The following is a 25,097-nucleotide window of genomic DNA, read 5'->3' as shown; positions in this document are numbered from 1 at the left end:
GCCAAGACTGGTGCTCGAAATGGAATACGGTGCCAGAGAGATGGCAATACAGCCGGTGTTACGCGCATAAATGACCTCAATTGGATGAACAAAACGCCAGGAGTGACCGGCCCGCCAAAAAAAAGCATATTTTGGCACTCCCCGACAAAACGCTATATGATAAAGCACCTGACCCACATACGAGCAACAAACATGAGTAACAATCCTAGTGATCTCAAGGCAAGCGGCCTGAAAGCCACCCTGCCACGGCTGAAGATACTCGATATCTTCCAGAGTAGCCCGGTACGCCACCTGACCGCGGAAGACGTCTACAAGATTCTGCTGGCCGACAATATGGATGTCGGTTTGGCAACTGTCTACCGCGTCCTCACGCAATTCGAACAGGCCGGCTTGCTCAATCGCAACCATTTTGAAACCGGCAAGGCGATTTTCGAGCTCAACGAAGGCTCCCACCACGACCACCTGGTGTGCCTCGACTGTGGCCGGGTCGAAGAATTCTTCGACGAAGACATCGAAGTGCGCCAGCAAAAAGTGGCCGAAGAGCGCGGCTTCAAGATCGCCGAACACGCTTTGGCCATCTACGGCAACTGCATCAAGACGGCTTGCCCGCACAAAACCGCCTGACCCAAGCCGGCCGTTTCCGCAAGGGAACGGCCGGCGCGCCAGGCAGTACGATCAATGATGGCTCAGTGCGCTTGACAGCAGCTTGGCCGTGATATCGACGATCGGGATGACGCGCTCGTAAGCCATGCGCGTCGGCCCGATCACTCCCAACGTTCCCACGATCTTGCCGTTGACTTCATACGGCGCCGTCACCACGCTCATCTCATCCATGGGCACCAGGTTCGATTCGCCGCCAATAAAGATCTGCACGCCCGTCGCCTTGCTCGACACGTCGAGCAGCTGCATCAAGCCCGTTTTTTGCTCGAACATGTCGAACATCTGGCGCAGCGAATGCATGTTCGACGACAGATCGCTCACGCTGAGCAAGTTGCGCTCGCCGGAAATCACCATGTCGTCGCTATGGTCGGCCATCGCTTCGCTGCCCGCTTCCACGGCCGCCTGCATCAAACTGCCCATATCGTCGCGCAACTGGCGCAATTCGCCCTGCAGGCGCACGCGCACGGCGTCGAAGGACAGGCCGCCATAATTCTGGTTGATGTAATTGGCCGATTGCACCAGTTGCGCCGGCGTGTAGTCGGCCTCCGTCAGCAATAAACGGTTCTGCACGTCGCCGCCGGGGGCGACGATGACGAGCAGGATGCGTTTTTCCGACAGGCGCAGGAATTCGATTTGCTGGAACACGGATTCGCGGCGCGGACTGAGCACGACGCCGGCAAACTGCGACAGCGACGACAGCATCTGCGCCGCGTTGGCGATGGTTTTTTGCGGTTGCGGCGTCTGCAGGCGCATGCGCGATTCCACCAGGTGCTCGTCCAGGTGCCGCACGGTCAGCAAGGTGTCGACAAAGATGCGGTAGCCGCGCGGCGTGGGGATGCGTCCGGCCGAGGTGTGCGGACTGGACACATAACCGAGCTCTTCCAGGTCGGCCATGATGTTGCGGATCGTGGCCGGCGACAGGTCCAGGCCGGAAATTTTCGACAAGGCGCGCGAACCGACCGGCAGGCCGTCGGCGATATATCGCTCGACCAGGGCTTTCAGCAGTGTTTGGGCACGTGTATCGAGTTGCATGGTGTTTTATTTAGGCAAGTATTTTGTTAAGCAAGCGGCAACGAAAGCGGCCGAACGTGCAACAACAGCGCCTATTATGCACGTTCGCCCGGCCGGCGGCGATCAATCTTCCAGTTGCCCTTGCAGCCACAGCAACAATTCATCAAAGTTGGCGCAGATGGCATCGGGCTGCACGCCGGCGGCCAGGTGCGCATCGCTGCCCTTGCGGTTCATCCAGACGGCGCGCATGCCCGCCCCCTGCGCTCCCGTCACGTCGAAATACAGGTCGTCGCCCACATACACGGCTTCATGGGGCGCGACGTCCAGCGCGGCGCAAGCTGCCAGGAAGATGCTGGCGTCGGGCTTGGCCACGCCAAAATCGCTGGCGGCGATCGATACCTTGAAATGCTGCGCCAGACCGATAATGTCAAGGTCCGCATTGCCATTCGAGATCGAACCGACCAGCATGCGCTGGCGCATCCAGGCCAGGCCCGGCAAGACGTCGTCATAGGGCTGGACGCGGTTGCGCGCGGCCAGGAATTGCAGGATGGCGCCGTCGACCAGGGCGGGATCCTCGCCGGCAGCCTCGAAGGCGGCCAGCAGGCCCGCGCGGCGCAATTCGATCAGGTTGCCATGGAAATGCGGTTGTTCGTTGAGCATGGCCAGGCGGTGCTGGCGCAGCACCTCGATGGAAAACTGCTGCGCCACCTTGGGCGCATGCGTGGCCAGCCAGTCGTGCAGCAGGGTTTCCGCGGCGGCAATCACGGGCGCGATGGGCCACAAGGTATCGTCGAGGTCGAACAGGATGGCCTTGGGCGGCACGGCGGGTTTTACGGGGGCAAGGGACATGGGACTCACAATGGGATGCTGCGTCACGGTGCGCAGGATGCGTCTATTGTCGCACCGATCGACGCCGCCGGCATGGCTGGCCCCCCGTGAAATGGGGCCGGGCCAGCGCTTCCCGGCGAAAAATTGTTACAGGGTGATACAAGGCAAGGTCATCGAGCTTGCCAGATAGACTAAAATAGGCGCCATTCCAATGCGGCGCCAGCGTCCGCGTTGCGCTACCCAACCTAATTCGTTTTGGAGAATGTATGAAAAATTTGTACCTGCGCTCGATGCTGGCGGCGGCTTGCGCCGTCACACTGGCAGCCTGTGGCGGCAGCGGCGGCAACCTGTATCTGCAAGTCTCAGTCAGCGGCCTGGCCAAGGCTGGCCTGATTCTCCAGAATGACGGCGAACGCTTGCCGGTTACCGTGGGCCAGAACATCGTTGCCTTCACCAAGCTGGTGAAGACCGATGATCGCTACAATATCACCATCGCGGAACAGCCCAAGGGCGCCGTTTGCACCATCATCAATGGCGTTGGCAAGGCATCGAGCTACTCCGTGACCACGGCCGCGGTGAGCTGCACAACCAACACCTACCCGCTGAAAGGCACGATCACGGGCCTGACCGCCGGTAACTTGCGCTTGGTAATGGGCTCCACCGGCACCACCCTGTCGGCTGGCGCCACCGCCTACACATTCGAATCGGTAGCTGACGGCGCCCCGTACGGTATTTCCATACTGGCTCAGCCAACGGGCCTGATGTGCCGCTTCCAGGGTTCAAAGAGTGCCGACGGCAGCGATACGGTCGGCACGATGGGCTCTGCCGCCACGACCGCGGCCACAATTGACTGCACGCCGCAGTAATCCTTGCGATCCGTCACCTATTTTTTGGAGAAATACATGAAGTTATCCTGCTTGCGCCCACTCGCCGCGCTGCTGCTGACCCTGGGACTGGCCGCTTGCGGCGGCAAGGCCTCGTACGACGTCAGCGGTACGATCTCAGGCTTGAGAAATGAAGGACTGATCCTGGCCAATGGCGGCGAGGATCTCACGGTTGAAGCCGGCAAGACCTCGTTTACCTTTAAAAAGCGCATCGACTATGGCACCGAGTACAACATCACCTTCAAGCAACAACCGGCCCACATGACTTGCGGCATCAGCGGCGGTTCCGGCTCGGCTGGTCATTACATCAATATCAGCGCCGCTGTTACTTGCTTGCAAAACAGATATACCGTGGGCGGCACGATTTCCGGCCTGACCGTGGATGGCCTGGTACTGATTAACGGTAGTACAATAACAACGGTGGCCAAGGATGCCACGACCTTTACCATGACCGACACTGTCGCCTATGGCGACACGTATGGCATCAGCGTCTCCGAAACCCAGCCTAAAGGCCTGTTGTGCTCGGTACAGCCAGGCACGGGCGGCGGCACCATGGGTGAAGCGAATGTGACGACGGTGAAGATCGTCTGCAATCCGGCCTGAGTTGCGGCAACGGTAGCCGCCAGGCGGCTACCGGGAAGAGATATCATGGAAATCTATAATTGATATTCCAAAGATAAATTGGAGTTATATGTGGCGATGCAGCATAATGCATCTGTCTCCTCCAACTCTTCCAAGAATTGGATTTAGCCCGCTTTCACCAGCGGGCTTTTTTTTGCCCAGAATTTCTCACGCGGGTTTATTCAAGCCCGGCTGCAACATCTGCACGATGCTGGAGAAATCCTGCTGCGCATAACCGGCTTGCGCATGCATCTGGTACATCTGACGCACCAGGCCGCCCAAGGGCGTGGGCGCGTTCGCCGACAGGGCCGATTGCTGCGCCAGGCCCAGGTCTTTCAGCATCAGCGCCGTGCCAAAGCCGCCCGTGTAATTGCGCGACGCGGGCGTACCGTCCATGACGCCTGGCCACGGGTTGTACACTTCCAGGGTCCAGTTGCAGCCCGAACTCTTGGCCATGATGTCGGACAACACTTTCGGGTCCAGGCCATGCGCCACGCCCAGGTTCAGCGCTTCGGCCGTGCCCGCCATCAAGATGCCTAGCAGCATGTTGTTGCAAATCTTCGCCACCTGGCCCGCGCCCGCCTCGCCCGCATGGAAGATGTTCTTGCCCATTTTTTCCAGCAGGGGACGCGCCTGCTGCAAGGCCGCTTCGCTGCCGCCGACGATAAAGGTCAGGGTGCCGGCTGCCGCGCCCGCCGTGCCGCCCGAGACGGGCGCATCGATCATGGTAAAGCCCCGCTCGCTGGCCGCCTGCGCCACCTGCCGCGCCACATCGGCGGCAATGGTACTGCAATCGATGAACAGGGCGCCGGGCTTGGCCGAGTCCAGTACGCCGCCCGCCGCCAGGTACAGTTCCTGGACGTGCTTGTTGGCGGGCAACATGGTAATGACGGCGTCGGCCGTCTGCACGGCCGCGCTGGCGGAGGCGGCCGCCGTGGCGCCCGCCTCGACGAGCGACGCCACTGCCGCCGGCGTCAGGTCGAATACGGATACGTGGAAGCCGGCGGCCACCAGATTGCGGGCCATCGGCGCGCCCATGTTGCCCAAGCCGATGAAAGCGATATGTTGCATTTTTGAAGTCTCCTGTTGTTCTTTTAATGTAGGTCGCGCAAAGGATGGCTATCCCACGGCGCCGTGAAATACCCATTGAGATACGCGTCGCCGACGTCGGCCAGGCTGGCTGGCTGCCACTGCGGCGCGTTGTCCTTGTCGATCAGCAAGGCGCGCACGCCTTCGCTGAAGTCCGCATGGGCGCAGCACTGCACGGCAACGATCAATTCCAGCTGGAACACTTGCGCCAAACTCATGTGACGCGTGCGTTCGCGCATGGCCCAGACCAGAGCGGCGGAACTGGGCGCGCCCTTGTGCAGCGAGTGGGCCGCCTTTTGCAGCCAGGCCGAATCGCCGTCATACGCGGCGATGGCGGCCACCACTTCGGGCAAGGTGGGCGCTTGCGTCAGCGCGGCGATGGCGTCGAAGTTGGCGCGCACTTCGGACACGGGCAGCATGGACGCGGGAGCCGAGAAGCCGCGCAGCAGGCGGCCCAGCTGCTCGCTGTTCGCCTGCGGGCTGGCTTGCCATTGCGCCAGCGCCAGCGCGTCCAGCACCATGTTCCGCTCTTCCTGGCGCAGGAAATAGTCACCGAGGCCCGCAAACAGGGCGTCAGCCGCGTTCATCGGTGCCCCCGTCAGCCCCAGGAACAGGCCGCTGCGACCCGGCATGCGGCCCAGGAACCAGCTGCCGCCCACGTCCGGGAACAAGCCAATCGTGATTTCCGGCATGGCGATGCGCGTGCCTTCCGTCACGACGCGGTGGCTGGCGCCCGCCATCAGCCCCAGGCCGCCGCCCATGACGATGCCGCCGCCCCACACCAGCAGCGGTTTCGCATACGTGTGGATGCGGTGGTCGAGCCGGTATTCCTCGGCAAAGAAGGCCAGCGCCTGCGGGTTCGGCACGACACCCGCTTGCTCGACGACGGCCGAACGCAGGCTGCGCACGTCGCCGCCCGCGCAGAAGGCCTTGTCGGTCGACGATTGCAGCACCACGCAGGCGATGGCGTCGTCACCGGCCCAGCGCACGAGGGCGCCATCGATGACGCGTATCATCTCCAGGGTCAGCGCGTGCAAGGACTTTGGCGCATCAAGGGTGATGACGCCCAGCTTCATGCCGCCGGGACAGTCGCGCTCTTCTATCTTGACGGTCTCAACCAAGGTTTCAGCCACAGTATTTTCAGCCATTCTTCCACTCCGCCGGACGTTTTTCCAGGAACGCTTGCACGCCTTCTTTCTGGTCTTGCGTATCGAACAGGCCCAGGAACAGGGTGCGTTCATCGGGCAGGGAAGCGACGAGCGGATGGCTGCGCGCGCCCTGGATCAGGGTCTTGCACGCCGTCACGCTGCTGGGGCTTTGGCGGGCCACCTTGGCGGCCAGGGCCAGCGCCGTGGCGGCAGCCTTGCCGGTTGGCACGACTTCCTCAACGAGGCCGATGGCCAGGGCCTTGGCCGCATCGACCCGCTCGCCGCACAAAATCATGCGCTTGGCCCAGCCTTCGCCCACCAGCCACGGCAAGTGCTGCGTGCCGCCCGCGCACGGCAGCAAGCCGACGGACGCTTCCGGCAAGGCCATCTGCGCGTGTTCCTCGGCAATGCGGATATCGCACGCCAGCGCGCATTCCAGGCCGCCGCCCATGGCGTAGCCATTGATGGCGGCGATGCTGACGCCGCGAAACGCGGACAGCGCCTCGAACGCCTCGCCAAAGGCGGCGGCCATGGCGAACGCCATATCCTTGTCGCCGTCGGCAAACACTTTCAGATCGGCGCCGGCCGAAAAGAACTTGGCGCCGCCGCCCGTGATCACGAGCGCGTACACGTCCGGGTCCCCATTCAGGTCGGCCACCAGGTCCCTCAGGGCGCGCAGGCTGTCCAGGGTCCACGTGTGGGCGGGCGGGTTGTCGAGGGTTACCAGGGCCGTATGGCCACGGCGTTCCAGCAGCAGATTGGTATACACTTTGGTCATCGTAAGGTCTCCGTGGCGCCGTCTTTCAAAATCGCTCGCGCGACGATCAGGCGCATGATTTCATTCGTCCCTTCCAGGATCTGGTGTACCCGCGTGTCGCGCACGTGGCGCTCGAGCGGATACTCGCGGATATAGCCATAGCCGCCATGCAATTGCAGCGCATCGTTGGCCACATTGAAACCCACATCCGTGGCGAAACGTTTTGCCATAGCGCAATATGCCGTGGCGTCAGGGCTTTCCTGGTCCAGTTTCCAGGCAGCCAGGCGCACCATCTGGCGCGCCGCCACCAGCTCCGTCAGCATGTCGGCCAGCTTGAATTGCAGGGCCTGGAACTGGGCCAGCTCGCGGCCGAACTGCGTGCGCTCCTTCATGTACGCCTGCGCCCGCGTCAGGGCCGCCTGCGCCGTGCCCACCGAGCACACGGCGATATTGATGCGCCCGCCATCGATGCCCTTCATGGCGATGGCAAAGCCTTCGCCTTCCGCACCAAGCAAGTTGCCAACAGGCACTTTCACCTGGTCGAAGCTGATGATGCGCGTGGGCTGGCTGTTCCAGCCCATCTTTTCTTCCTTCTTGCCATATACGATACCGGGCAGGTTCGCCGGCACGGCAAACGCGGAAATGCCGGCCGCGCCCTCGCCGCCCGTGCGCGCCATGACGATCAGCATATCCGTCTGGCCCGCGCCGGAAATGAAGGCTTTCGTGCCGTCGAGCACATAAAAATCGCCCTCTTTCACGGCCTTGGTGCGCAGGGAGGCTGCGTCGGAGCCCGATTGCGGTTCCGTCAGGCAATAGCTGGCCAGCTTCTGCCCGGCCGCCAGGGCCGGCACCCACTCGTCGCACAGGGCTTCCTGCCCCCAGCGCGACAGCATCCAGGTGGCCATGTTGTGGATCGTGATGTAAGCCGTGGTCGAGGTGCAGCCGCCGGCCAGCTCCTCGAAGACGATGGCCGCATCCTGGCGCGACAGGCCCAGGCCGCCCCAGCGCTGCGGCGTGTACAGGCCGCAAAAGCCCATCTCGCCCGCCTTGGCAATCGTTTCCACCGGGAAAATCGATTCCGCATCCCAATGCGCCGCGTGCGGCGCCAGTTCGCCTTCGGCAAACGCGCGCGCCGCCTGCTGGAACTCGCGCTGCTCGTCGCTCAGTTCAAAGTCCATGCCAGCTCCTTATTTGAGGCTGATGGTGGTGTTGACCTTGCCCACCGAGGCCGCGTCCGTGAACCAGCGCTGGGTAATCGTCTGCGTCTGCGTGTAGAACAGCACGACTTGCTTGCCGAACGGGCCCAAATCGCCCAGTTTCGAGCCGCGCGAACCCGTAAAGCTGAACAGGGGCACGGGCACGGGGATGGGCACATTGATGCCGACCTGCCCCACGTCGATTTCTTCCTGGAAATAACGCGCGGCCGCGCCGCTTTGCGTGAACAGCGCCGTGCCATTGCCGTTCGGATTCGCGTTCACCAGGGCAATCGCTTCATCGAGCGTATCGACTTCGACGACGATCAGGACGGGGCCAAAGATTTCCTGGTCATACACGACCATGCCGGGTTTGACGCCGGACAGAATCGTCGGTCCCACGAAGTTGCCGTTCGGATAGCCATCGACCTTCACGTCGCGGCCATCGAGGGTCAGCACGGCGCCCTGCTCGATGCCCTTGGCGACCAGGCTGTGCACGCGATCCTTGGCTGCGCAGGAAATGACAGGGCCCAGGTCCGGATTGTCCTTGCCCGCGCCCACCGTCAGGGTTTTCGCCTTGGCCGCCAGTTCCGGCAGCCAGTCGCGCGCTTCGCCCACCAGCACGGCGACGGACGCGGCCATGCAGCGCTGGCCGGCCGCGCCAAAGCCCGCACCCAGCAACTGGTTCAGGGTCTGTTCCTTGTTGGCGTCAGGCAAGACGACGGCGTGGTTCTTGGCGCCCATCATGCATTGCGCGCGTTTGCCGTTCAGGCTGGCACGCTGGTACACATGCGTGCCCACCTTGCTCGAACCCACGAACGAGATGGCCTTGATGTCCGGATGGTCGCACAGGGCGTTGACCACGTCTTCGCCGCCGTGGATCACGTTCAGCACGCCGGCCGGGATGCCCGCCTGCAAGGCCAGGCGCACGAGTTTTTCCGTCACCAGCGGGTCTTGCTCCGATGGTTTCAGCACGAAAGTATTGCCGCAGGCAATTGCCATCGGGAACATCCACAGGGGGATCATGGCGGGGAAATTGAACGGGGTAATGCCCGCGCACACGCCCAGCGGCTGCATCACGCTGTAGGTATCGACGCCGCCGGCCACGTTTTGCGCGTATTCGCCCATTTGCAGGGTGCCGATATTGGCCGCATGTTCCACCACTTCCAGGCCACGGAAGACGTCGCCTTCCGCGTCGAGCAGGGTCTTGCCCTGTTCCATGGTCAAGGTGGCGGCCAGGTCGGCCATGTTTTCACGGATCAATTGCTGCAATTTGAGGAAAATGCGGGCGCGCGCGCCGATCGGCGTCTTGCGCCAGGTCTTGAAGGCGCGCTGGGCCGAGGCGATGGCGGCGTTGACTTCCTCCGGCGTGGCGAACGGCACACGGGCCAATACTTCCTGCGTCGCAGGGTTGACGACGTCGCGCCAGACGGTGGTGGTCGATTCGACCCACTCGCCGTTGATCAGCAGTGGAACGGTAGGGATGGAAGTTTGCGTGGTCACTCGGTGTCTCCTCGTTGGGGGTATAGGTCTGTTTGCATTATTCGCACAATACGGGCCGCAAACAAGGCGTGAAAATGCGAGATAATGCAAAGATGAATCTGTTAATCTGCAAAGATTGTAAATTTGCAGACTCCACAAACCGGGGAAGAGGAAACGCGATGGCAAAGGTTTTCATGGGCGTGCGCCTGCAGCGCCTGCGCGAGGAACGGCGCATGACGCAGGTGGCGCTGGCCAAGTCCCTGGGCATTTCGCCCAGCTACCTGAACCAGATGGAGCGCAACCAGCGCCCGCTGACGGTGCCCATTTTGCTGCGCATCGGCAGCGTGCTGGGGGTCGATCCGCAAATCTTTTCCGAACACGACAGCGCCAGCCTGTTGGCCGATGTGCGCGACGTGTTCGGCGAATTGCCCGACGCGCCGCCCACCTCGATGGCGGAACTCAAAATGCTGGTGGAAAACATGCCGGAACTGGCGCGCTCGATTCTGCTGCTGCAGCGGCGCTACCGGGTGATGGCGGAACGGGCCGACACGCTGGCCGCGCGCCTCGACGATGGAAGCCGCGGCGCCAGTTCGGCGGCACCGTCCACGGACGAGGAAGTGCGCGAATACCTGAACCGGCGGCAAAATTACATCGATGAGCTGGACCGGGCGGCGGAAAGCGTGGCGGGTGAACTCGATCCGGCCCTGCGCCCGCTCGATGCGCTGCAAGGCCGTTTGCTGGAGCGCCACGGCATCCGGGTGCAACTGTCCGATGGCGACGCGGGCATGGTGCGCAAGCACCGCTATGACGCCCAGCAACACATCTTGTGGCTGCCCGACACCCTGACGGGCGGCCAGCGCGCCTTCCAGATGGCGGCGCAGATCAGCCTGCTGGAACACAGTTCGCTGATCGACGCCCTCGTGCTGTCGGCGGGATTCTCCGGCGCGGCCGCGCAAACGAGCGCGCGCCTGGCGTTTTCGAATTATTTCGCCGGCGCCCTGCTGATGCCGTATCAACGCTTCTTGCAGGCGGCGGAGACGCGCGCCTACGATATCGAGCGCCTGGCGCACCAGTTTGGCGTGGGTTTCGAAGCCGTATGCCACCGCCTGAGCACCATGCAGCGCCCCGAGGCGGCAGGACTGCCGTTTTTCTTCGTGCGCGTCGACCGCGCGGGTAATGTCTCGAAGCGCCAGTCAGCCACGGACTTCCATTTTTCCAGGGTGGGCGGCACGTGTCCGCTGTGGATCGTCTACGACGCCTTCAGCCATCCGGGACAGGTACTGACGCAGGTGGCCAGCATGCCCGACGGCTGCACCTATCTGTGGATCGCGCGCCAGGTCAGCACGGCGTCGCCGGGCTTCCGGGCACCGGGCAAGACCTTTGCCGTGGCGCTGGGCTGCGACATCTCGCAGGCGCACCGGCTGATCTATTCGAAGGGACTCGATTTGCACGACCCCACCAGCGCCACGCCCATCGGCACGGGCTGCAAGGTGTGCGAGCGCCAAAGCTGCCCGCAGCGGGCGTTTCCATCGCTGCTGGCACCGCCGCCAGCGTCCGCCTGACTTACTCGACGACCCGGGCGCGCAGCGCGTCGAATTCACGCGCAAATTCCGCGCGCCAGTCGCGCCGCGTGGATTCGGCTATCCAGGCCGCGTCCAGGCCATTGAGCATGAAGCCGCGCATGTCGTCCAGGCCGAAACCGAATTCGCGCATCATCATCCAGGCGCCCGTCGGCGTCACGTGGTGCAGGGTCGGGTCGTCCGTGTTCGGATGCAGTTTCAGGCCCAGTTTGGCCATGGCGCGGATCGGGTGGTCCAATGCCCAGCGCTCGGGCGCCAGGGTGCGCAGATAGTAGGAATTGGTCGGCACGACCGTAAATACGAGGCCCCGCTCCACGCAGCGCTGCGCCAATTGAGGATTATCAACAATCGTGTAGCCGTGGTCGACCCGGTCCACCTGCAACTGCTCGATGGCCGTCTCCACGTTCATCCACGGCATGCCGAATTCGCCCGCGTGCGCCGTGCACTTGAAGCCGGCCTCGCGCGCGGCGCGGTAGGCTTCGATGAAGAGTTCTGGCGGGCGGTCGTTTTCGCGGTAATCGATGCCGATGCCGATGACTTCCGGCGCGCGGTAAGCCTTCATCCATTCCACCATCTGCACGGCTTCGGCGGGACTCGCTTCGCGGTCGATGCTGGGGATCAGGCGGCCGACCACGCCGAAATCGCGCTGTGCGTCGCGGATGGCGGCCACGATGGCGTCTTGCGCCGCGTCATAGCGGATGCCCGACACGCGCACGGTGCCGGTGGGGTTCCAAAAGAATTCCGCGTAGCGCACGCCGTGGCCATGCACGTCTTCCAGGTATTCGTAGGCGAGGCAATACAGGTCCGTCGGCGAGACGATCAGGTGCGCGTCGAGCGCGCGCAGCACGCGCAGCACGCCGACGGGCTTGTCGCCGCGCGTGTAAAACGCGTCGATTTCCTCGGGAGTGACGACATTGCCCGTCTTGGCGGCCAGCGCACGGAAAGTGGCTTGCCGCACCGTGCCGAACAGGTGGCAATGCAGCTCCACTTTCGGCATGGCGCGTAAAAACTGTTCGATGCTCAGGGGGGAATTAGACATGAAGCTCGTTTCGTAGTGAAGTGGGTCAGACGAGAATGGCGGCCAAGCGGCGCATCAGACGCTCGATGGCGGCCGGGCCGTCGGCCAGCATCGCCACTTGCGTGTTGATCGGTGCGCGGCGCGGCACGCGGAATTCGCATACCGTCATGCCGCGCGTCAGTTCGCCCGTCAATTCGATGGCCACGTGGGCGCTCTGGAACTGGAACAGCTGCGGCGCTTCCAGGTACAAGGCCACCACGGGGTCGTACATGGGCATGGGCACGGAACCGTCGGCACTGCGGATGCGCACATACGCTTCCAGGTAGCCGGCCAGACGCTGCGCGCGCTGCGTGCCGATGGCGCGCAGCTGCTCCACTTCCACGTTCGTCACCAGCAGCTGGCGGCACAGGTTCAGGCCGAACATGCGCAGCGGGATGCCCGCCTTGAACACCTGGGCGGCCGCTTCCGGGTCGGCAAAGATATTGAATTCCGCCGCCGCCGTGTGGTTGCCTTGGTCGGTCGAGCCGCCCATCAGGATGATTTCGACGATTTTTTCCGCGATGTCCGGCGCGCGGCTCAAGGCTGTCGCCAGGTTGGTCATCGGCGCAATCGCCATGATGGTGATCTGGCCAGGATACTTGCGCACGGCGGCGATCAGCGCGTCGACGGCGTGGCCGGCAGCGTCGCTGGCGGCGCCGGGCGGCAGGATCTCGCCCGTCGTCGGCATGCCGCTGTCGCCGAGGATGCGCTGCGCCGTTTCGATGACGCCGGCCAGCGGCTCTTCGCAGCCGCGGTAAATCGGCACCGTCAAGCCATCATGGGCCTTGATGCGCAAGGCGTTGTCATAGGTGATGTCGACGGGCGCATTGCCCGCCACCACGCTCACGCCCAGCCACTCGATATCGGGATTGCTGCCCAAGAGCAACATCGTCAGCCAGTCGTCGAAACCGGGATCGGTATCGAGCCATATCTTTTTCAAGGATTGGGTCATGATGCTTTCCAGTAAGAAATTACGCGCCCAGCCACAGGGCGCTGTCGGACGGCAGCACGAAGGAGACGGCCGTGCCTTCGCGCCAGGCGGCGCCGCCGGCCGCGCAAATGCCCTTGACCTGGCCCAGCGGCGTTTGCAGCAGGTATTCGACGGTGTCGCCCAGGAAGCCCCGCGCCAGCACGGTACCCGGATACTGGCCCGCTGCGTCGTCGGGCGCGCAGACGCGCACCTTGTCCGGACGCCAGCCCAGCACCGTGGTGCCGGCCGCGACGGGCGACGTGTACGGCAGGCTGGCGCCCGCGTGGTGCAGCGCGCCGTCGCGGTAGTCGAACAGGTTCTCGAATCCCATGAAGTTGGCGACGAAACGCGTCGACGGCGTATTGAAGACGGCTTCCGGCGCGGCCAATTGCTCGATGCGCCCGCCATTCATGACGACGATGCGGTCGGACAGGGCCAGCGCTTCTTCCTGGTCATGCGTCACGTACAGCATGGTGATGCCCAGCTCGCGCTGGATGCGGCGCAGTTCGGCGCGCATCTGCACGCGCAGCTTGGCGTCCAGGTTCGACAGCGGTTCGTCGAGCAGCAGCAGGGCCGGCTCGACGACGATGGCGCGCGCCAGCGCCACGCGCTGCTGCTGGCCACCGGACATCTGCGCCGGCAGGCGCGTTTCAAAACCCGTCAGGCCGACGGCGGCGATCACCGCTTCCACCTTCGTTTTCAGCAAAGCTGGCGCGACCTTGCGCAAGCGCAAACCGAAAGCGATGTTGTCGTATACATTCAAGTGCGGGAACAGCGCGTACGACTGGAAGACCATGCCGATATTGCGCTTGTTCGGCGCCAGCTTGCCGATTTCGCGGCCGTCGAGCACGATGCGGCCCGACTGCAGCGGCATCAGGCCGGCGATGGCGCGCATGGTGGTGGTCTTGCCGCAGCCGCTGGGGCCGAGCAGGGAAATCAGTTCGCCCTGCTCGACGTGCAGGTCCAGGTCTTTCACGGACGTCGTGTTCTTGGCGTAGCCGAGGTTCAGCTTGTGCAGTTCCAGATAACTCATCGTGTGTTGCCTCTTACATGTATTTAGAAATGCCCAGCACCTTCTCGGTCACCATCACGAAGGCCATGGTGAACAAGACCAGCAAGGTCGACAGGGCAGCGATCGACGGATCGAAGCTGTTTTCCATATGCCCCAGCATCTCGATCGGCAAGGTGCTGATGCCCGGGCCCGTCAGGAACAGCGAGACGGGCACCTGGTTGAACGAGGTGACGAAGGCGAGGAAGAAGGCGGCGATCACGGCGTTGCGGATATTCGGCAGCACGATCATGAAGAACGCGCGCAAACGCGACGCGCCCAGCGTGATGGCGGCATCCTCGATATCGACGCGCAGATTCACCAGGCTGGCGTACACGACGCGCACCGAGTACGGAATCAGCAGCGCGATATGGCCGATCAAGAGGCCCACGTAGACGGGCGCATTGATGGTCAGGACCAGGTGGTGCAGCAGTCCCAGGCCCACGAGGATGGCGGGAATGATCAGCGGCGACGTCAATATCTGCCGGATGGCGCCGATGCCCGGCGGCGGCATGCGCGAAAACGCATACGCGACGGGAATGCCCAGCAACAGCGCGATGACGGTGGCGATCAGGCCGATTTCCAGGCTGGTCTGGAAGGCGCGGCGGAACTCGGGCGCCGACCACACTTCAAGAATCCAGCGCAGCGAATACGACTCGGGCGGAAACGCCAGGGTTTCGCCGCCGGAAAAACCGGCCAGCACGACGATGGCGAAAGGCCCCAGCAGGAACAGGAATACCAGCCATAAAACGGCACGTGAAAACAGGCTTTCTTTCATACGGAACTCCGGCTCGAGGAAATACGTTTAAGGCCGGCATTCACCAGCAAGGTCATGCAGACGAGGATGACGGCGATGACGTTCGCCGCGCCGAAATCGCTCTCCACGCTGACCTTTTGGTACAGCAGGGTTTCCAGCATCAGCACCTTGGTGCCGCCCAGCAGGGCCGGCGTCACATAGGCCGTCACGCAGCCCGTAAACACCAGGGTGCCGCCGACAACCAGGCCTTCCTGCGTCAGCGGCAGGGTGACCTTGCAGAACACTTGCCATGGATTGGCGCCCAGGGTGGCGGCAGCCGGTTCCACGTCGCGCGGCAGGTTTTCCAGCGCGCCCGCCAGCGACATCAGCATCAGCGGCAGCAGCAGTTGCAGCAGGCCGACAAACACGGCGAACTCGCTGAACAGCAGGCGCAGCGGCTCTTCCGTCAAGCCCATGTTGACCAGCGCCGCGTTGACGGCGCCGTTGCGGCCCAGCAGCACGATCCAGGCGTAGGTACGCGCGATCGGCGAGACCATCAGCGGCAGGATCATCATGCCCACCACCAGGCCGCGCCACTTCGGCGACACGCGCGCCACGGCTTGCGCGGCCGGGTAGCCGAGGATGATGGAAGCGAGCGTCACCAGCGCGGCGATGCGCAGCGTGCGCCAGAAGATGGTGCGGTTGAACTCTTGCGAAAAGAATTCGACGAAGCGGTCCACGCCCCACTGCATGCCGTCGCCGACGCGGAAGGCGTCGACCAGCAAGGCCAGCACGGGCAGCAGGAAGCAGACAACGATAAAGATCAGCGCCGGCAGGACCAGCAGCAGTCCCAGGCGCTTTTTTGGATCAGCAAACATGGTGTTTTCTCCTCGTCACCACTATTTGCTCATGGCCTTGTTCCACTGCGTCATCCAGTTGCTGCGCTGCTTGATGATGGTTTCCGGTTTGACGAATTTCAGCGAATTGATCTGGTCGGCGCCATAGGTGTTGAATTGCGCGGCGGCCACGGACAGGCGCACGTCCTTGTTGACGGGCGAGTCGACCAGGTTGGTCGCCAGCTGCGTCTGCACTTCCTTGGACAGCCAGAAATCCATCAGCTGGTACGCCAGGTCCGCATTCTTCGAGCCGGCCACGATGCCCATCACGTTCATGCCGGCCGCCTGGCCTTCGGCCGGGATGCTCCATTTCAGGGGCAGGCCCGTCTTGAGCATTTGCGACCAGGTGAAGCGCGCCACAGGCGCGGCCCAGATTTCATCCTGGGCAAACAGGGCGGCCAGCTGCGCGCTGTTTTTCGAGAAGGTGACGACGTTGCCCTTCATGCCGACGATCTTCGCAAAGCCGGTGGCGTAATCGTCCGTCTTGCCGCCCCAGGCCGCATCGGCCATGCGCAGCATCAACGGGCCCTGCGTGGTGCTCACGTCGGGGAAGGCCACGCGGCCCTTCAGTTCAGGGCGCCACAGGTCCTTCCAGGACGTCAGCGGGGCGATCTTGTCGCTGCGGTACACCAGTCCCACGGAATACAGGGTATAGCCGACGGCGTAGTTGCCGCCGATGGGGTTTTTCGCCACGTCGTACAGGGCCTTGTAATTGCTCAGCTTGGAGTAATCCATGGGCTGGATCACGCCCTTTTGCGCCGCTTCCAGCATGCCGGAATCGGACAGCAAGACCAGGTCGATCACCGGGTTCTTGCTGTGCACCACCAGCTTGGCGATGCGGTCCGCATTATTCCCCGTTTCCACCTTGATATCGCAACCGCATTTGGCCTTGAACGGCTCGTACACATACTTCATGAACAAGGGCTGGGCAATCGGGTAGGCCGAAATGACCAGCTCGCGTTTTTCCGCGTGGGCGGCGTTGGCCAGCAAGCCTAGGCTCAACGCCAACATGAGGTGCTTTTTCAAGATGCTTCCTTTCAGGGGACGGCGCTGCGGGACAGCGCCTGTAAAGATGAATCAGACTCAGAAATAATGTCGCATGCCGACGATCAGCACGCTTTGCGTCTTGCCGCCCGAGGCGCCAAAGCCGAACACGCGCGCGAACGTCGCATCGCCGGCCGCTTTCTGGTAGCTCCAGGTGATGGCGACATCGGTGCGCTTGGACAGGAAGTAATCGGCCTGGAAGTTGACCTGATGCCATTTCGGCGTCTTGTTGATCACGTCATATTTACCAGTGGTAAAGAAATACGACGCGCCCAGGTTCAACGCTTCCGTCAGCTTGTGGTTCACGTTCAAGTCCACGTTTTGCAAGGTCAGATTGCTCTGGTCCAGGTAGTGGTAGCGCACGTTGGTGTACAGCGCGCCAAACTTGGTCCTGCCCACATTATAAAAGCCTCCCGTGCCGGCGATGGCCTGGCTGTCCACGCCCGCGCCCTTGACGGCGCTCTTGTTGAAGATCAACAGGGAACTGCCGTAGTCATTGCCGATGGCGCCATTCGGCGCGTCCGGGCTGTTCGGGCGATCCATCTTGGTGTAGGCGACGGCCCAGCTGAAGGCATCGACTTTGTAGCCTGCGCCCATGCTGTAGACGCGGTTGCGGTTGGAATCTTCCGGATTTTCGCTGAAACCGTACAAACCCGTAAACGACAGGTTGCTGATGTTCGGGCTGACGTACTTGACGGCATTTTGCACGCGCAGGTTGTTGTAGCCATTGTCGTTGTCGCCGATGTGCACGCCGTTACTGGCGATGACCACCGGACCCAGCAAGTCCTTGACGGCTTCGTACTGGCGGCCCAGGGTCAGGGTGCCCTTGTCGTTGCTCGACAGGCCCACATACGACTGGCGACCGAACAGACGGCCGCTTTGCGAGGCCGTACCCGTCATGACGTTAAAACCGTTTTCCAGCGCGAAGACGGCCTTGGTGCCGTTGCCCAGGTCTTCCTGGCCGCGGAAACCGATGCGGGGATTCTGATTCGTGCCGCTCAGCGCGTGCGTGCGGCTGCCGTTACCCTCATCCGATACATAGCCGATACCGGCCGACAGCAAGCCATACACTTGCACGCTGCTTTGCGCCTGCGCCGCGCCCTGCGCCGCCAGCAAGCCCCCAACTACCATCGTTCCAGTCATCCATTTGTTCATCGCCGCCGCCCTAAAAAGAATAAACCCTGAGTTTTTTTGGAATTATTTTATTGATGCGTCCCTTGCCTGGCGCACCGCCGCGAGTGCCGGCGCCGCATTCCAGGCTCTTCTCCTGAATATTGTTGCATTCAAGACAAGTAAAGACCAGTCCAGAATATGGTAAATTGCGGGATAAGAAAATTTGTTTATTTTTATAAATCCATTACTTTTTCTAATAAGCAAAACCATGCATGAGTTGAGCAAGAAGATTTCCTTACGACATTTGCAAGCGTTTGCCACCTTAGCCCGGGTAAACAGCTTCAGCAAGGCTGCACAGGAATTGTGCGTGACCCAGCCGGCCCTCAGCGCGTCGATCAAGCTGCTGGAAAATCAACTGGGAAAAAAGTTGTTTAACCGCACAACCCACCAGCTGGAACTGACGCGCGAAGGCAAGCTGGCGCTCGATTACGCCACGCATTTATTGAATACGGCGAGCAATACCTTTGCCGATATCCAGCGCGCCATCGGCAGCGGCCGCCACCGCATCCGCATCGGCGCCATCCCCTCGGCCATGGCGATGACGGCCGTGGTGGTGGCGCGCTACTGCGAACAGCATGGCGATGAAGTGGAAATCGTCCTGTCGGACATGCCCAACGATGGCTTGCTGCACGCGCTGCATTCGGGCCAGCTGGACTTTTGCGTAGGCATCGAGGTGCCCGGCTCCGTGTCGCTGGAAAGCGTGGGCCTGTTCGAAGACGAGCTGGTGCTGGTGACGGCGGGACGCCATGCGCTGGCGCCGCTCAAGGAAGTGCGCTGGGAACAGTTGGCGGGACAGGAAATCGTCGTGTTTACCAAGGGCAGCATCTGGGAGTTCGCCTCGAGCGCGCTGCGCCAGCATGGCTTGAGTCCGTCGAGCCTGTACCAGATGATCCACAGCGAGTCGCTGTATGGCGTGGTGCGCGCCGGCATCGCCGTGGGCATCATGCCCAGCCTGTACACGACTTTCCTCAACGACGAGGACTTGCACGTGGCGCCGCTGCGCCAGCCTACGTGCAAGCGCAAGATCGCCTTGATGCGGCGCAATGAAATCAGCCGCAACCACCATGTCGACGATTGCTTTTCAGCGTTGCGGCAAGATCTGCAACAGGTCGACCAGTGGTTTTGAGTTAAACCGGGGGCTTAGGCCGGCGCCTTCAGCAAGTTCGCCAGGGCAACATACTGCTCCAGGCCCACGGTTTCCGGACGCAGGGTCGGGTCGATGCCGGCCGCCTTGATCTGCTCTTCCGTAAACATCCCGGCCAGGCAGTTGCGGATCACCTTGCGGCGCTGCGAGAAAGCTTTCATGACCACCGCTTCCAGGGTCGCCTGGTCGCACGCCAGGCGTTCAGCCACGGGGATCATGCGCACGATGGCCGATTCCACTTTCGGCGGCGGGTCGAAGGCCGTCGGCGGCACGATGAACAGCAACGACATGTCATAGCGCCATTGCAGCATCACGGACAAACGGCCATACGCCTTGCTGCCCGGCTCGGCCACCATGCGCTCGACGACTTCCTTTTGCAGCATGAAATGCTGGTCCTGCACCAGCGGCGCGAAGTCCGCCAGGTGGAACAGCAGCGGGCTGGAGATGTTGTATGGCAAGTTGCCCACGATGCGCAGCTTCTGGCCGGCCGGCACGGGAATTTGCGCGAAATCAAACTTCAGCGCATCGCCCGAGTGGATCGTCAGCTTGGCGGGATTGAAGGTCTTTTCCAGGCGCACGATCAGGTCGCGGTCCAGCTCGACCACATGCATCTGTTTCAAATGGCGCAGCAGCTGCTCCGTCATGGCGCCCAGGCCGGGGCCGATCTCGACCATGGCATCGTCCGCCTGCGGCGCGATGGCAGCCGTGATGTCGTCGAGGACGAAGCGGTCATGCAGGAAGTTCTGGCCAAAGCGTTTGCGGGCAACGTGTTTCATATTCTGTTTTTCTATTCTAGAGGCGGTGTAGCGGGGTAAAACCGGTGGGCGGTCAGGCGCGGGTGCTGGCGCGCAGCATGGCGAGCGCCGTTTGCAGGGCTTGCTCCATGCTGTGTCCATCCGCCAGCCCCAGCCCTTGCGCGGCCAGGTCCAGCGCCGTGCCATGGTCGACCGAGGTGCGGATCAGCGGCAAGCCCAGCGTGACATTGATGCCGCGCCCGAAGGTCGCATATTTCAGCACGGGCAAGCCCTGGTCGTGGTACATGGCCAGCACGCAATCGGCATCGGCCAGGTATTTGTGCTGGAACAAGGTGTCGGCCGGATACGGTCCGCGCGCATCGATGCCGCGCGCTTGCGCCGCGGCAATCGCCGGAGCGATGACATCGATTTCCTCGCGTCCCAGGTAGCCGCCCTCGCCCGCGTGCGGGTTCAGGCCGGTCACCAGGATGCGCGGCGCGGCGATGCCGAATTTCTGTTGCAGGTCGCGCTGGATAATGTCCAGGGTGACGGCCAGGCTGTCCAGCGTGATGGCGGCGGACACGTCCTTCAAGGGCAGGTGCGTGGTGGCCAGCGCCACGCGCAGGGTCGGTTCGCCATGGCCGGGTTCGCCGGCCAGCATCATCACCACCTGCGGCGTATCGGTTTTTTCTGCCAGGTATTCCGTATGGCCGGAAAAGGCCACGCCGGCGTCGTTGATCGTGCTCTTTTGCAAGGGTGCCGTGACCATGGCGCCAAACCAGCCGGCCTGGATACCTTCCACGGCCGCGTCCAGGGTAGCGAGCACGGAGCGCCCGTTTTCCTTGTCCAGCACGCCGGGGATGACATTGTTGACGGTGGGAATATCGATCACGGCCAGGCGGCCCGGTCCGAACTGGGGCAGGCCGCTGTTGCGCACGGCTTGCAGCGACAGCGCCGCCAGGCGGATGTCCGGGTCGATCAGGCTGGCCGTCAGCGCCAGGAAGGCGGCGTCGCCCAGCAGGATGCAGTTGACTTCATTGCGCATGGCCCAGGCCGCGCGTATGGAGATTTCCGGGCCGACACCGGCCGGTTCGCCACAAGTGATGGCGATGGCTGGGCGGCGTGCAAGGGGCAAGTTACTCATGCGCAATGAATCAGCAGCATTACTGGTCGTCCGCGCGGAATTCGACGTAGGCACGGTCGCGCACTTCGCGCGCCCAGTTTTCCGTCGCTTCTTCCAGCTTGCGTTCGCGCAAGGCATTGCGCGCGGCGGCGCGCTGCTTCTCCTTCGAGACGTCATCGCTCTTGCGTTCCAGCACTTCGATCAGGTGGAAGCCAAAGCTCGATTCGATCGGCTGGCTCACTTCGCCCGGTTTCAGCGCATTCATCGCCGTTTCAAATTCCGGCACGGTGTCGCCTGGATACAGCCAGCCCAGGTCGCCGCCCTTGGCGGCCGAACCGTCGTTCGAGAACAAGCGGGCCAGGTCTTCGAACTTGGCGGCCTTGTTATCGAGACGCTCTTTCAATTCCAGCAATTTGCGCTTGGCTTCGGCAGCCGACAAGGTCGGTGTTACTTTCAGCAAGATATGGCGGGCATGCGTCTGCTGCACGGCAGCGACGGCTTGCGCTTCGGCCGCGCTGCGGCGGTCCACCAGCTTGAGAATGTGGAAACCGGTGTTGCTCTTGATGATAGGCGTGATCTGGCCCGGCTTCAGTTTCAGCAACTGCTCCGTGAACAGGGGCGGCACGCGGTCGCTATGGCGCCAGCCGATATCGCCGCCGCTCAGCGCATCGCTGGCGTCGGAATAGGTGGCGGCCATCTTGGCGAAATCGGCGCCCGTGCGCAGCTGGCGGCTGACTTCTTCGGCGCGCGCGCGGCGTGCGGCGATCTGCTCGGGGCTGGAATTTTCCGGAATGCGCACGAGAATCTGCGCCAGGTTCAGTTCCACCTGTTCGCTGGCGGCCGCTTTTTCCGCTTCCAGGAAGTTATCCACTTCGGAATCGGAAATCTGGATCTTGGCGTCGACTTCATGCTCGCGCAGGCGCTGCATGATGATTTCATCGCGGATTTCTTCGCGGAAAGTCGCAAACGGCGTGCCTTCCTTTTCCATCTGGTTGCGCAGTTCCTGTACCGTCATTTTTTGCTGTTCAGCAATACGGCCAATCGCGCGGTCCAGGGTCAGGTCATCCACGCGCACGCCCATTTCCTTGGCCAGCTGCATTTGGGCGCGCTCGACAATCATGCGCTCCAGCAATTGACGACGCAGGTCGGCAGGATCGGGCAAGGGCACGTTCTGCGCCTTCATGCGCTGCTCCACGCTCTTGATCCGGGCCGCCACTTCATTGCGCGTAATCACCTCGTCATTGACGACGACGGCGATGGAGTCGATGGTCTGGCCACTGCTCGAGGCCGGTGGTGTGAACCCCTTGGCCGGTGCCGCGGCGGCGGGCTTGGCGACAGGCGCTGACGCAGCCTGTTGCGCCCAGACACTACTGGTCGTGGCGCCGGAAATGGCGCACAACAAAACCGTTGCAATTTTGAGTTGGTGCATACTGGCATTACGCATAATGTGTAGAGCGCTCATGAGTTCAGGTGAATAAAAAAACCGGTTTGTGCCAGCGCCGGGAACACCGGCGGCGGCAACGGTGCCTATCTTAACGGAGTGGCTGGCTCAGTGTCTGGTAACCAGGGATGGTTTTTGTAAAAGTTTCCAAGCCATTCGCGCCCAGGCCCAGGCCATTCGACAAGCCCGTCAATTCCAGCTGGAAGAAGATCGGCGTCGAAACGGTATTGGACGTCGTCACGAAACGCTGCGCGCCCATGCGGAACACCCAGCAGTCGCCCTTGTATTCCAGGCCGATCAGGCTTTCCAGCATGCTGCGATCCTTGATGGAGTAACTGATGCGTCCCACGCCATACAGGCGGTCCGTCAACGGCCATTGCGTCGACACTTCCGCATTGCGCAAACTGCCGCGCTGGAAACGATTGCTGAAATTCAATACTTTCTTGGCGCCTGGCTGATATTGCAAGGTGTAGTTATAGCTCATCAAGCGGCGATCGCTGGGATTGTACTGCACCAGGCTGTCGGCGGTCCAAGTCTCGGACACGCGGCCCGTTGCGGCCAGCAGGATATCCGAGCGCGACTGGTTGACGGGCGTGGTCGAATTGAGCTGCACGCGCTGGTCGGCAAAATAGAAACGCTGGCCGAAGGTCAGGCGCATGCGTTCCGTACCGTCCGCCTGCAGGAAGCGCGATACCAGGGCGGCCGTGACCTGATTGGCGTCGCCGATGCGGTCGCTGCCGACGAAACGGTTTTCCGTGAAGATCTGCGTCAGGTTGAAGGTGCCGTCGGCCGTATCGAAATTCGGAAACTGCGTCTGGTCGCGGTACGGCGTGTAGACATAGAACAGGCGCGGCTCCAGGGTTTGCGTGCCGCCCTTGGCGCCAAACAGATTCGTGTCGCGTTCAAACACCAGGCCGCTGTCGACCGAGAAGGTCGGCACGGCGCGTGTAAACGAGGTCGTCGGGAACAGCGCCTTGGTCCTGGCATCATTATCAAGCTGATAAGCACTGGCATTGAGCATCAGCTTGGGCGTGATGAAGTAGCCAGGGCGCATGATGGGGAAACTCACTTGCGGCACAGCCACGAGGCGCGACCCTTGCACCAGGGTCGGGTGCGCGAAGCGCGTCGCTTCCGCGTCGAAGGTCCAGTCGAAGCCGCCCCAGACGTCATATTTGCCAGCGTGGAAGTTCACCGCCGGCAAGCGGTCATACGGACGCGACACGGTCACCGTGGGATCGGGATCCTGCAGCACCTGGTAATTCTGCACGCGCGCCGTCAGGCTCCAGTCCTCGGTGCGGTAATCGGTGCGCAATTCGCGCAGCAACTGGCGCTCGGTGGCGGTGGCGACGGTTTTCGAAAAATCGTTCGGGTAATTATTGTCGGACGCTTCGCGCAAATCCCAGCTGTAGCTCCAGCCCTTGGCCAGCGCCTGCTCATGCTTGGACTTGATCATGTAGCGGTTGGTCTTGGTTTGCTTGTCGTTAGGCAAGAATTCAAACGACGTTTCGCCCTGGTACAGGCCGGCATCCGTTTCGCCCATGTAGCGGCCCGTCGCACCGAGCTGGATGCCGCGCCGTTGGATGTAGCGCGGGTACAGGGTCAGGTCGCGGTTCGGCGCAATGTTCAGGTAGTACGGCATCAGCAGCTCGAAACCGTTCTTCGAGGCAAAGCCCGGCGTGGGCGCCAGCCAGCCCGAGCGGCGCGCGCCCGACAGCGAAAACGAGATGCCCGGCGTGCCCAGGATCGGCACGTCCTTGAAATAGATGATGGTCTTGCTGCCGGTGCCCACGTCGCGGCCCGTATCGAGGTTCAAGGTGCTCGATTTCAGGTACCAGTCCGGATTCGGCCCTTCGCAGGTACTGTAGGTACCGTCGATGACATTGGCTTCATCGGGGTTGATGAAGTCGACGCGTTCGGCCTTGCCCTGGCCGCCGCCCACTTCGAAGCGGTATGTCGGGTTGAGCAGGAAACCCTTGCCGGTCTCCATGTTCAGCTTCAAGACGTCGCCCGTGTAGTAATCGCCGAAACGCCACATCTTGATATGGCCCTCGGCGTCGAACTCATCTTCAACTTGTTTGTAACAAGCTGTATCGGCCGTCATTTTTGTGGTTTTTCCGCGCTCGATCACGACATTTTGATCGAGATTGAGCTCCCTTTCGGGGCGTCCCTTCATGCTGTTTGCCGTCATGACGGTGGGCGCGTCGGGATCTTCCACATGAACCGGACGCGGCGCTTTCTGGGCGTGGACAGGCACCGTCGTGGCGGCGACAAGCGCGCTGATGGCGAAAGCCCAGCGCTGCGAAGGGGGGGAGGCCGAAAACCAGCTCATGAATTGGAAGGGGCAAGCACCATTGACAGGCGATTTTTTGATTTGAATCCCTTATTATATGGGAATCTGTGCGACACGCCTTAAAGCTCGGGTAGCTGGCCCCGGTCGCAACGTGGCAGTAACGGCTAGCAGCGCAGGAACTGCGCAGG

Annotated in this window: 23 protein-coding genes; 5 read left to right on the top strand and 18 right to left on the bottom strand. The window is 62.3% G+C overall.

What is annotated here, in order from left to right; genetic code table 11:
- Positions 1–192: 192 nt before the first annotated feature.
- Entirely contained in the window at positions 193–624 is a 432-nt protein-coding gene (gene fur, locus O0881_RS20655) for a ferric iron uptake transcriptional regulator (protein WP_034778781.1), read from the top strand.
- A gap of 51 nt (positions 625–675) precedes the next feature.
- Here fur and hrcA read toward each other — a convergent pair whose 3' ends face one another.
- Positions 676–1,692, bottom strand: a complete 1,017-nt coding sequence (gene hrcA / locus O0881_RS20650; protein WP_034745713.1) for a heat-inducible transcriptional repressor HrcA — start codon at positions 1,690–1,692, stop codon at positions 676–678.
- A gap of 102 nt (positions 1,693–1,794) precedes the next feature.
- The gene (locus O0881_RS20645; RefSeq protein WP_289912753.1) at positions 1,795–2,520 is read right to left on the bottom strand and encodes an HAD family hydrolase; all 726 of its coding nucleotides are present in this window, start codon (positions 2,518–2,520) and stop codon (positions 1,795–1,797) included.
- Between the two features lie 245 nt (positions 2,521–2,765).
- On the opposite strand from O0881_RS20645, the gene O0881_RS20640 reads away from it, so the two are divergent.
- Positions 2,766–3,365 (top strand): hypothetical protein, encoded by a 600-nt coding sequence (locus O0881_RS20640; protein ID WP_289912750.1) that lies wholly within the window; start codon positions 2,766–2,768, stop codon positions 3,363–3,365.
- Positions 3,366–3,401: 36 nt separating this feature from the next.
- A complete protein-coding gene (locus O0881_RS20635) occupies positions 3,402–3,986 on the top strand; it encodes a hypothetical protein (protein ID WP_289912748.1) in 585 nt (194 codons plus the stop codon).
- 186 nt (positions 3,987–4,172) lie between these two features.
- Here the strand turns inward: O0881_RS20635 and mmsB are convergent, their stop codons facing one another.
- Genes mmsB through O0881_RS20610 form a run of 5 tightly spaced genes read right to left on the bottom strand, consistent with a single transcriptional unit; the run spans position 4,173 to position 9,694 of the window.
- Complete coding sequence (mmsB, locus tag O0881_RS20630; protein WP_289912746.1) at positions 4,173–5,075, bottom strand: 3-hydroxyisobutyrate dehydrogenase; 903 nt, start codon at positions 5,073–5,075, stop codon at positions 4,173–4,175.
- Between the two features lie 23 nt (positions 5,076–5,098).
- Positions 5,099–6,241, bottom strand: coding sequence for an enoyl-CoA hydratase/isomerase family protein (locus O0881_RS20625; protein WP_289912744.1), 1,143 nt, complete (start codon positions 6,239–6,241; stop codon positions 5,099–5,101).
- A complete protein-coding gene (locus tag O0881_RS20620; RefSeq protein WP_289912743.1) occupies positions 6,234–7,019 on the bottom strand; it encodes an enoyl-CoA hydratase in 786 nt (261 codons plus the stop codon). Before O0881_RS20620 ends, O0881_RS20625 begins: the two co-directional genes overlap by 8 nt.
- Positions 7,016–8,176: an acyl-CoA dehydrogenase family protein gene (locus O0881_RS20615; protein WP_251351301.1), complete on the bottom strand. Its 1,161-nt coding sequence runs from the start codon at positions 8,174–8,176 to the stop codon at positions 7,016–7,018. Before O0881_RS20615 ends, O0881_RS20620 begins: the two co-directional genes overlap by 4 nt.
- Before the next feature lie 9 nt (positions 8,177–8,185).
- On the bottom strand, positions 8,186–9,694 hold the full coding sequence (locus O0881_RS20610; protein WP_289912740.1) for a CoA-acylating methylmalonate-semialdehyde dehydrogenase: 1,509 nt from the start codon (positions 9,692–9,694) through the stop codon (positions 8,186–8,188).
- Positions 9,695–9,852: 158 nt separating this feature from the next.
- Here O0881_RS20610 and O0881_RS20605 point away from each other — a divergent pair, with 158 nt between their 5' ends.
- A complete protein-coding gene (locus tag O0881_RS20605; protein ID WP_289912739.1) occupies positions 9,853–11,235 on the top strand; it encodes a short-chain fatty acyl-CoA regulator family protein in 1,383 nt (460 codons plus the stop codon).
- 1 nt (position 11,236) lies between these two features.
- Here O0881_RS20605 and O0881_RS20600 read toward each other — a convergent pair whose 3' ends face one another.
- Genes O0881_RS20600 through O0881_RS20570 form a run of 7 tightly spaced genes read right to left on the bottom strand, consistent with a single transcriptional unit; the run spans position 11,237 to position 18,159 of the window.
- Positions 11,237–12,292 carry an adenosine deaminase gene (locus O0881_RS20600; RefSeq protein WP_289912737.1) on the bottom strand — a complete coding sequence of 352 codons (1,056 nt, stop codon included), beginning with the start codon at positions 12,290–12,292 and terminating at the stop codon, positions 11,237–11,239.
- Positions 12,293–12,317: 25 nt separating this feature from the next.
- On the bottom strand, positions 12,318–13,262 hold the full coding sequence (locus O0881_RS20595; RefSeq protein ID WP_289912736.1) for a nucleoside hydrolase: 945 nt from the start codon (positions 13,260–13,262) through the stop codon (positions 12,318–12,320).
- A 19-nt stretch (positions 13,263–13,281) separates the two neighbouring features.
- Positions 13,282–14,313 carry an ABC transporter ATP-binding protein gene (locus O0881_RS20590; RefSeq protein ID WP_099666258.1) on the bottom strand — a complete coding sequence of 344 codons (1,032 nt, stop codon included), beginning with the start codon at positions 14,311–14,313 and terminating at the stop codon, positions 13,282–13,284.
- 13 nt (positions 14,314–14,326) lie between these two features.
- Positions 14,327–15,106: an ABC transporter permease gene (locus O0881_RS20585; RefSeq protein ID WP_035822719.1), complete on the bottom strand. Its 780-nt coding sequence runs from the start codon at positions 15,104–15,106 to the stop codon at positions 14,327–14,329.
- Positions 15,103–15,942 carry an ABC transporter permease gene (locus O0881_RS20580; protein ID WP_099666257.1) on the bottom strand — a complete coding sequence of 280 codons (840 nt, stop codon included), beginning with the start codon at positions 15,940–15,942 and terminating at the stop codon, positions 15,103–15,105. Before O0881_RS20580 ends, O0881_RS20585 begins: the two co-directional genes overlap by 4 nt.
- Positions 15,943–15,963: 21 nt before the next feature.
- On the bottom strand, positions 15,964–16,986 hold the full coding sequence (locus tag O0881_RS20575) for an ABC transporter substrate-binding protein (RefSeq protein WP_289912733.1): 1,023 nt from the start codon (positions 16,984–16,986) through the stop codon (positions 15,964–15,966).
- A 57-nt stretch (positions 16,987–17,043) separates the two neighbouring features.
- A complete protein-coding gene (locus O0881_RS20570) occupies positions 17,044–18,159 on the bottom strand; it encodes a porin (RefSeq protein WP_289912732.1) in 1,116 nt (371 codons plus the stop codon).
- A 226-nt stretch (positions 18,160–18,385) separates the two neighbouring features.
- Between O0881_RS20570 and O0881_RS20565 the strand changes: the two genes are divergently transcribed.
- Positions 18,386–19,303, top strand: a complete 918-nt coding sequence (locus tag O0881_RS20565; RefSeq protein ID WP_034778821.1) for a LysR family transcriptional regulator — start codon at positions 18,386–18,388, stop codon at positions 19,301–19,303.
- Between the two features lie 14 nt (positions 19,304–19,317).
- Here the strand turns inward: O0881_RS20565 and rsmA are convergent, their stop codons facing one another.
- The 4 genes from rsmA to O0881_RS20545 all read right to left on the bottom strand — a co-directional run bounded on the left by rsmA (position 19,318) and on the right by O0881_RS20545 (position 24,948).
- Positions 19,318–20,097 carry a 16S rRNA (adenine(1518)-N(6)/adenine(1519)-N(6))-dimethyltransferase RsmA gene (gene rsmA / locus O0881_RS20560; RefSeq protein ID WP_076573213.1) on the bottom strand — a complete coding sequence of 260 codons (780 nt, stop codon included), beginning with the start codon at positions 20,095–20,097 and terminating at the stop codon, positions 19,318–19,320.
- A gap of 52 nt (positions 20,098–20,149) precedes the next feature.
- Positions 20,150–21,199 carry a 4-hydroxythreonine-4-phosphate dehydrogenase PdxA gene (gene pdxA / locus O0881_RS20555; protein WP_289912730.1) on the bottom strand — a complete coding sequence of 350 codons (1,050 nt, stop codon included), beginning with the start codon at positions 21,197–21,199 and terminating at the stop codon, positions 20,150–20,152.
- A gap of 19 nt (positions 21,200–21,218) precedes the next feature.
- Positions 21,219–22,607, bottom strand: coding sequence for a peptidylprolyl isomerase (locus tag O0881_RS20550; protein WP_289912728.1), 1,389 nt, complete (start codon positions 22,605–22,607; stop codon positions 21,219–21,221).
- Positions 22,608–22,710: 103 nt separating this feature from the next.
- On the bottom strand, positions 22,711–24,948 hold the full coding sequence (locus O0881_RS20545; RefSeq protein WP_289907287.1) for an LPS-assembly protein LptD: 2,238 nt from the start codon (positions 24,946–24,948) through the stop codon (positions 22,711–22,713).
- Positions 24,949–25,097 lie beyond the last annotated feature (149 nt).

This window comes from Janthinobacterium sp. SUN100, from assembly GCF_030397705.1.
Taxonomy (GTDB): domain Bacteria; phylum Pseudomonadota; class Gammaproteobacteria; order Burkholderiales; family Burkholderiaceae_D; genus Janthinobacterium; species Janthinobacterium kumbetense.
Note: the sequence above shows the minus strand (reverse complement) of the source record. Positions and strands in the feature narration are given on the sequence as shown.

Excerpts from the sequence above, each read along its gene's own strand:
- O0881_RS20565 (WP_034778821.1), top strand. The coding sequence starts at position 18,386 with ATGCATGAGTTGAGCAAGAAGATTTCCTTACGACATTTGCAAGCGTTT.
- rsmA (WP_076573213.1), bottom strand. The coding sequence starts at position 20,097 with ATGAAACACGTTGCCCGCAAACGCTTTGGCCAGAACTTCCTGCATGAC.
- O0881_RS20635 (WP_289912748.1), top strand. The coding sequence starts at position 3,402 with ATGAAGTTATCCTGCTTGCGCCCACTCGCCGCGCTGCTGCTGACCCTG.
- O0881_RS20645 (WP_289912753.1), bottom strand. The coding sequence starts at position 2,520 with ATGTCCCTTGCCCCCGTAAAACCCGCCGTGCCGCCCAAGGCCATCCTG.
- O0881_RS20580 (WP_099666257.1), bottom strand. The coding sequence starts at position 15,942 with ATGTTTGCTGATCCAAAAAAGCGCCTGGGACTGCTGCTGGTCCTGCCG.
- O0881_RS20625 (WP_289912744.1), bottom strand. The coding sequence starts at position 6,241 with ATGGCTGAAAATACTGTGGCTGAAACCTTGGTTGAGACCGTCAAGATA.
- O0881_RS20615 (WP_251351301.1), bottom strand. The coding sequence starts at position 8,176 with ATGGACTTTGAACTGAGCGACGAGCAGCGCGAGTTCCAGCAGGCGGCG.
- O0881_RS20605 (WP_289912739.1), top strand. The coding sequence starts at position 9,853 with ATGGCAAAGGTTTTCATGGGCGTGCGCCTGCAGCGCCTGCGCGAGGAA.
- O0881_RS20590 (WP_099666258.1), bottom strand. The coding sequence starts at position 14,313 with ATGAGTTATCTGGAACTGCACAAGCTGAACCTCGGCTACGCCAAGAAC.
- O0881_RS20640 (WP_289912750.1), top strand. The coding sequence starts at position 2,766 with ATGAAAAATTTGTACCTGCGCTCGATGCTGGCGGCGGCTTGCGCCGTC.
- pdxA (WP_289912730.1), bottom strand. The coding sequence starts at position 21,199 with ATGAGTAACTTGCCCCTTGCACGCCGCCCAGCCATCGCCATCACTTGT.
- O0881_RS20595 (WP_289912736.1), bottom strand. The coding sequence starts at position 13,262 with ATGACCCAATCCTTGAAAAAGATATGGCTCGATACCGATCCCGGTTTC.
- hrcA (WP_034745713.1), bottom strand. The coding sequence starts at position 1,692 with ATGCAACTCGATACACGTGCCCAAACACTGCTGAAAGCCCTGGTCGAG.
- O0881_RS20600 (WP_289912737.1), bottom strand. The coding sequence starts at position 12,292 with ATGTCTAATTCCCCCCTGAGCATCGAACAGTTTTTACGCGCCATGCCG.
- fur (WP_034778781.1), top strand. The coding sequence starts at position 193 with ATGAGTAACAATCCTAGTGATCTCAAGGCAAGCGGCCTGAAAGCCACC.
- O0881_RS20585 (WP_035822719.1), bottom strand. The coding sequence starts at position 15,106 with ATGAAAGAAAGCCTGTTTTCACGTGCCGTTTTATGGCTGGTATTCCTG.
- O0881_RS20545 (WP_289907287.1), bottom strand. The coding sequence starts at position 24,948 with ATGAGCTGGTTTTCGGCCTCCCCCCCTTCGCAGCGCTGGGCTTTCGCC.
- O0881_RS20550 (WP_289912728.1), bottom strand. The coding sequence starts at position 22,607 with ATGCACCAACTCAAAATTGCAACGGTTTTGTTGTGCGCCATTTCCGGC.
- O0881_RS20620 (WP_289912743.1), bottom strand. The coding sequence starts at position 7,019 with ATGACCAAAGTGTATACCAATCTGCTGCTGGAACGCCGTGGCCATACG.
- mmsB (WP_289912746.1), bottom strand. The coding sequence starts at position 5,075 with ATGCAACATATCGCTTTCATCGGCTTGGGCAACATGGGCGCGCCGATG.
- O0881_RS20570 (WP_289912732.1), bottom strand. The coding sequence starts at position 18,159 with ATGAACAAATGGATGACTGGAACGATGGTAGTTGGGGGCTTGCTGGCG.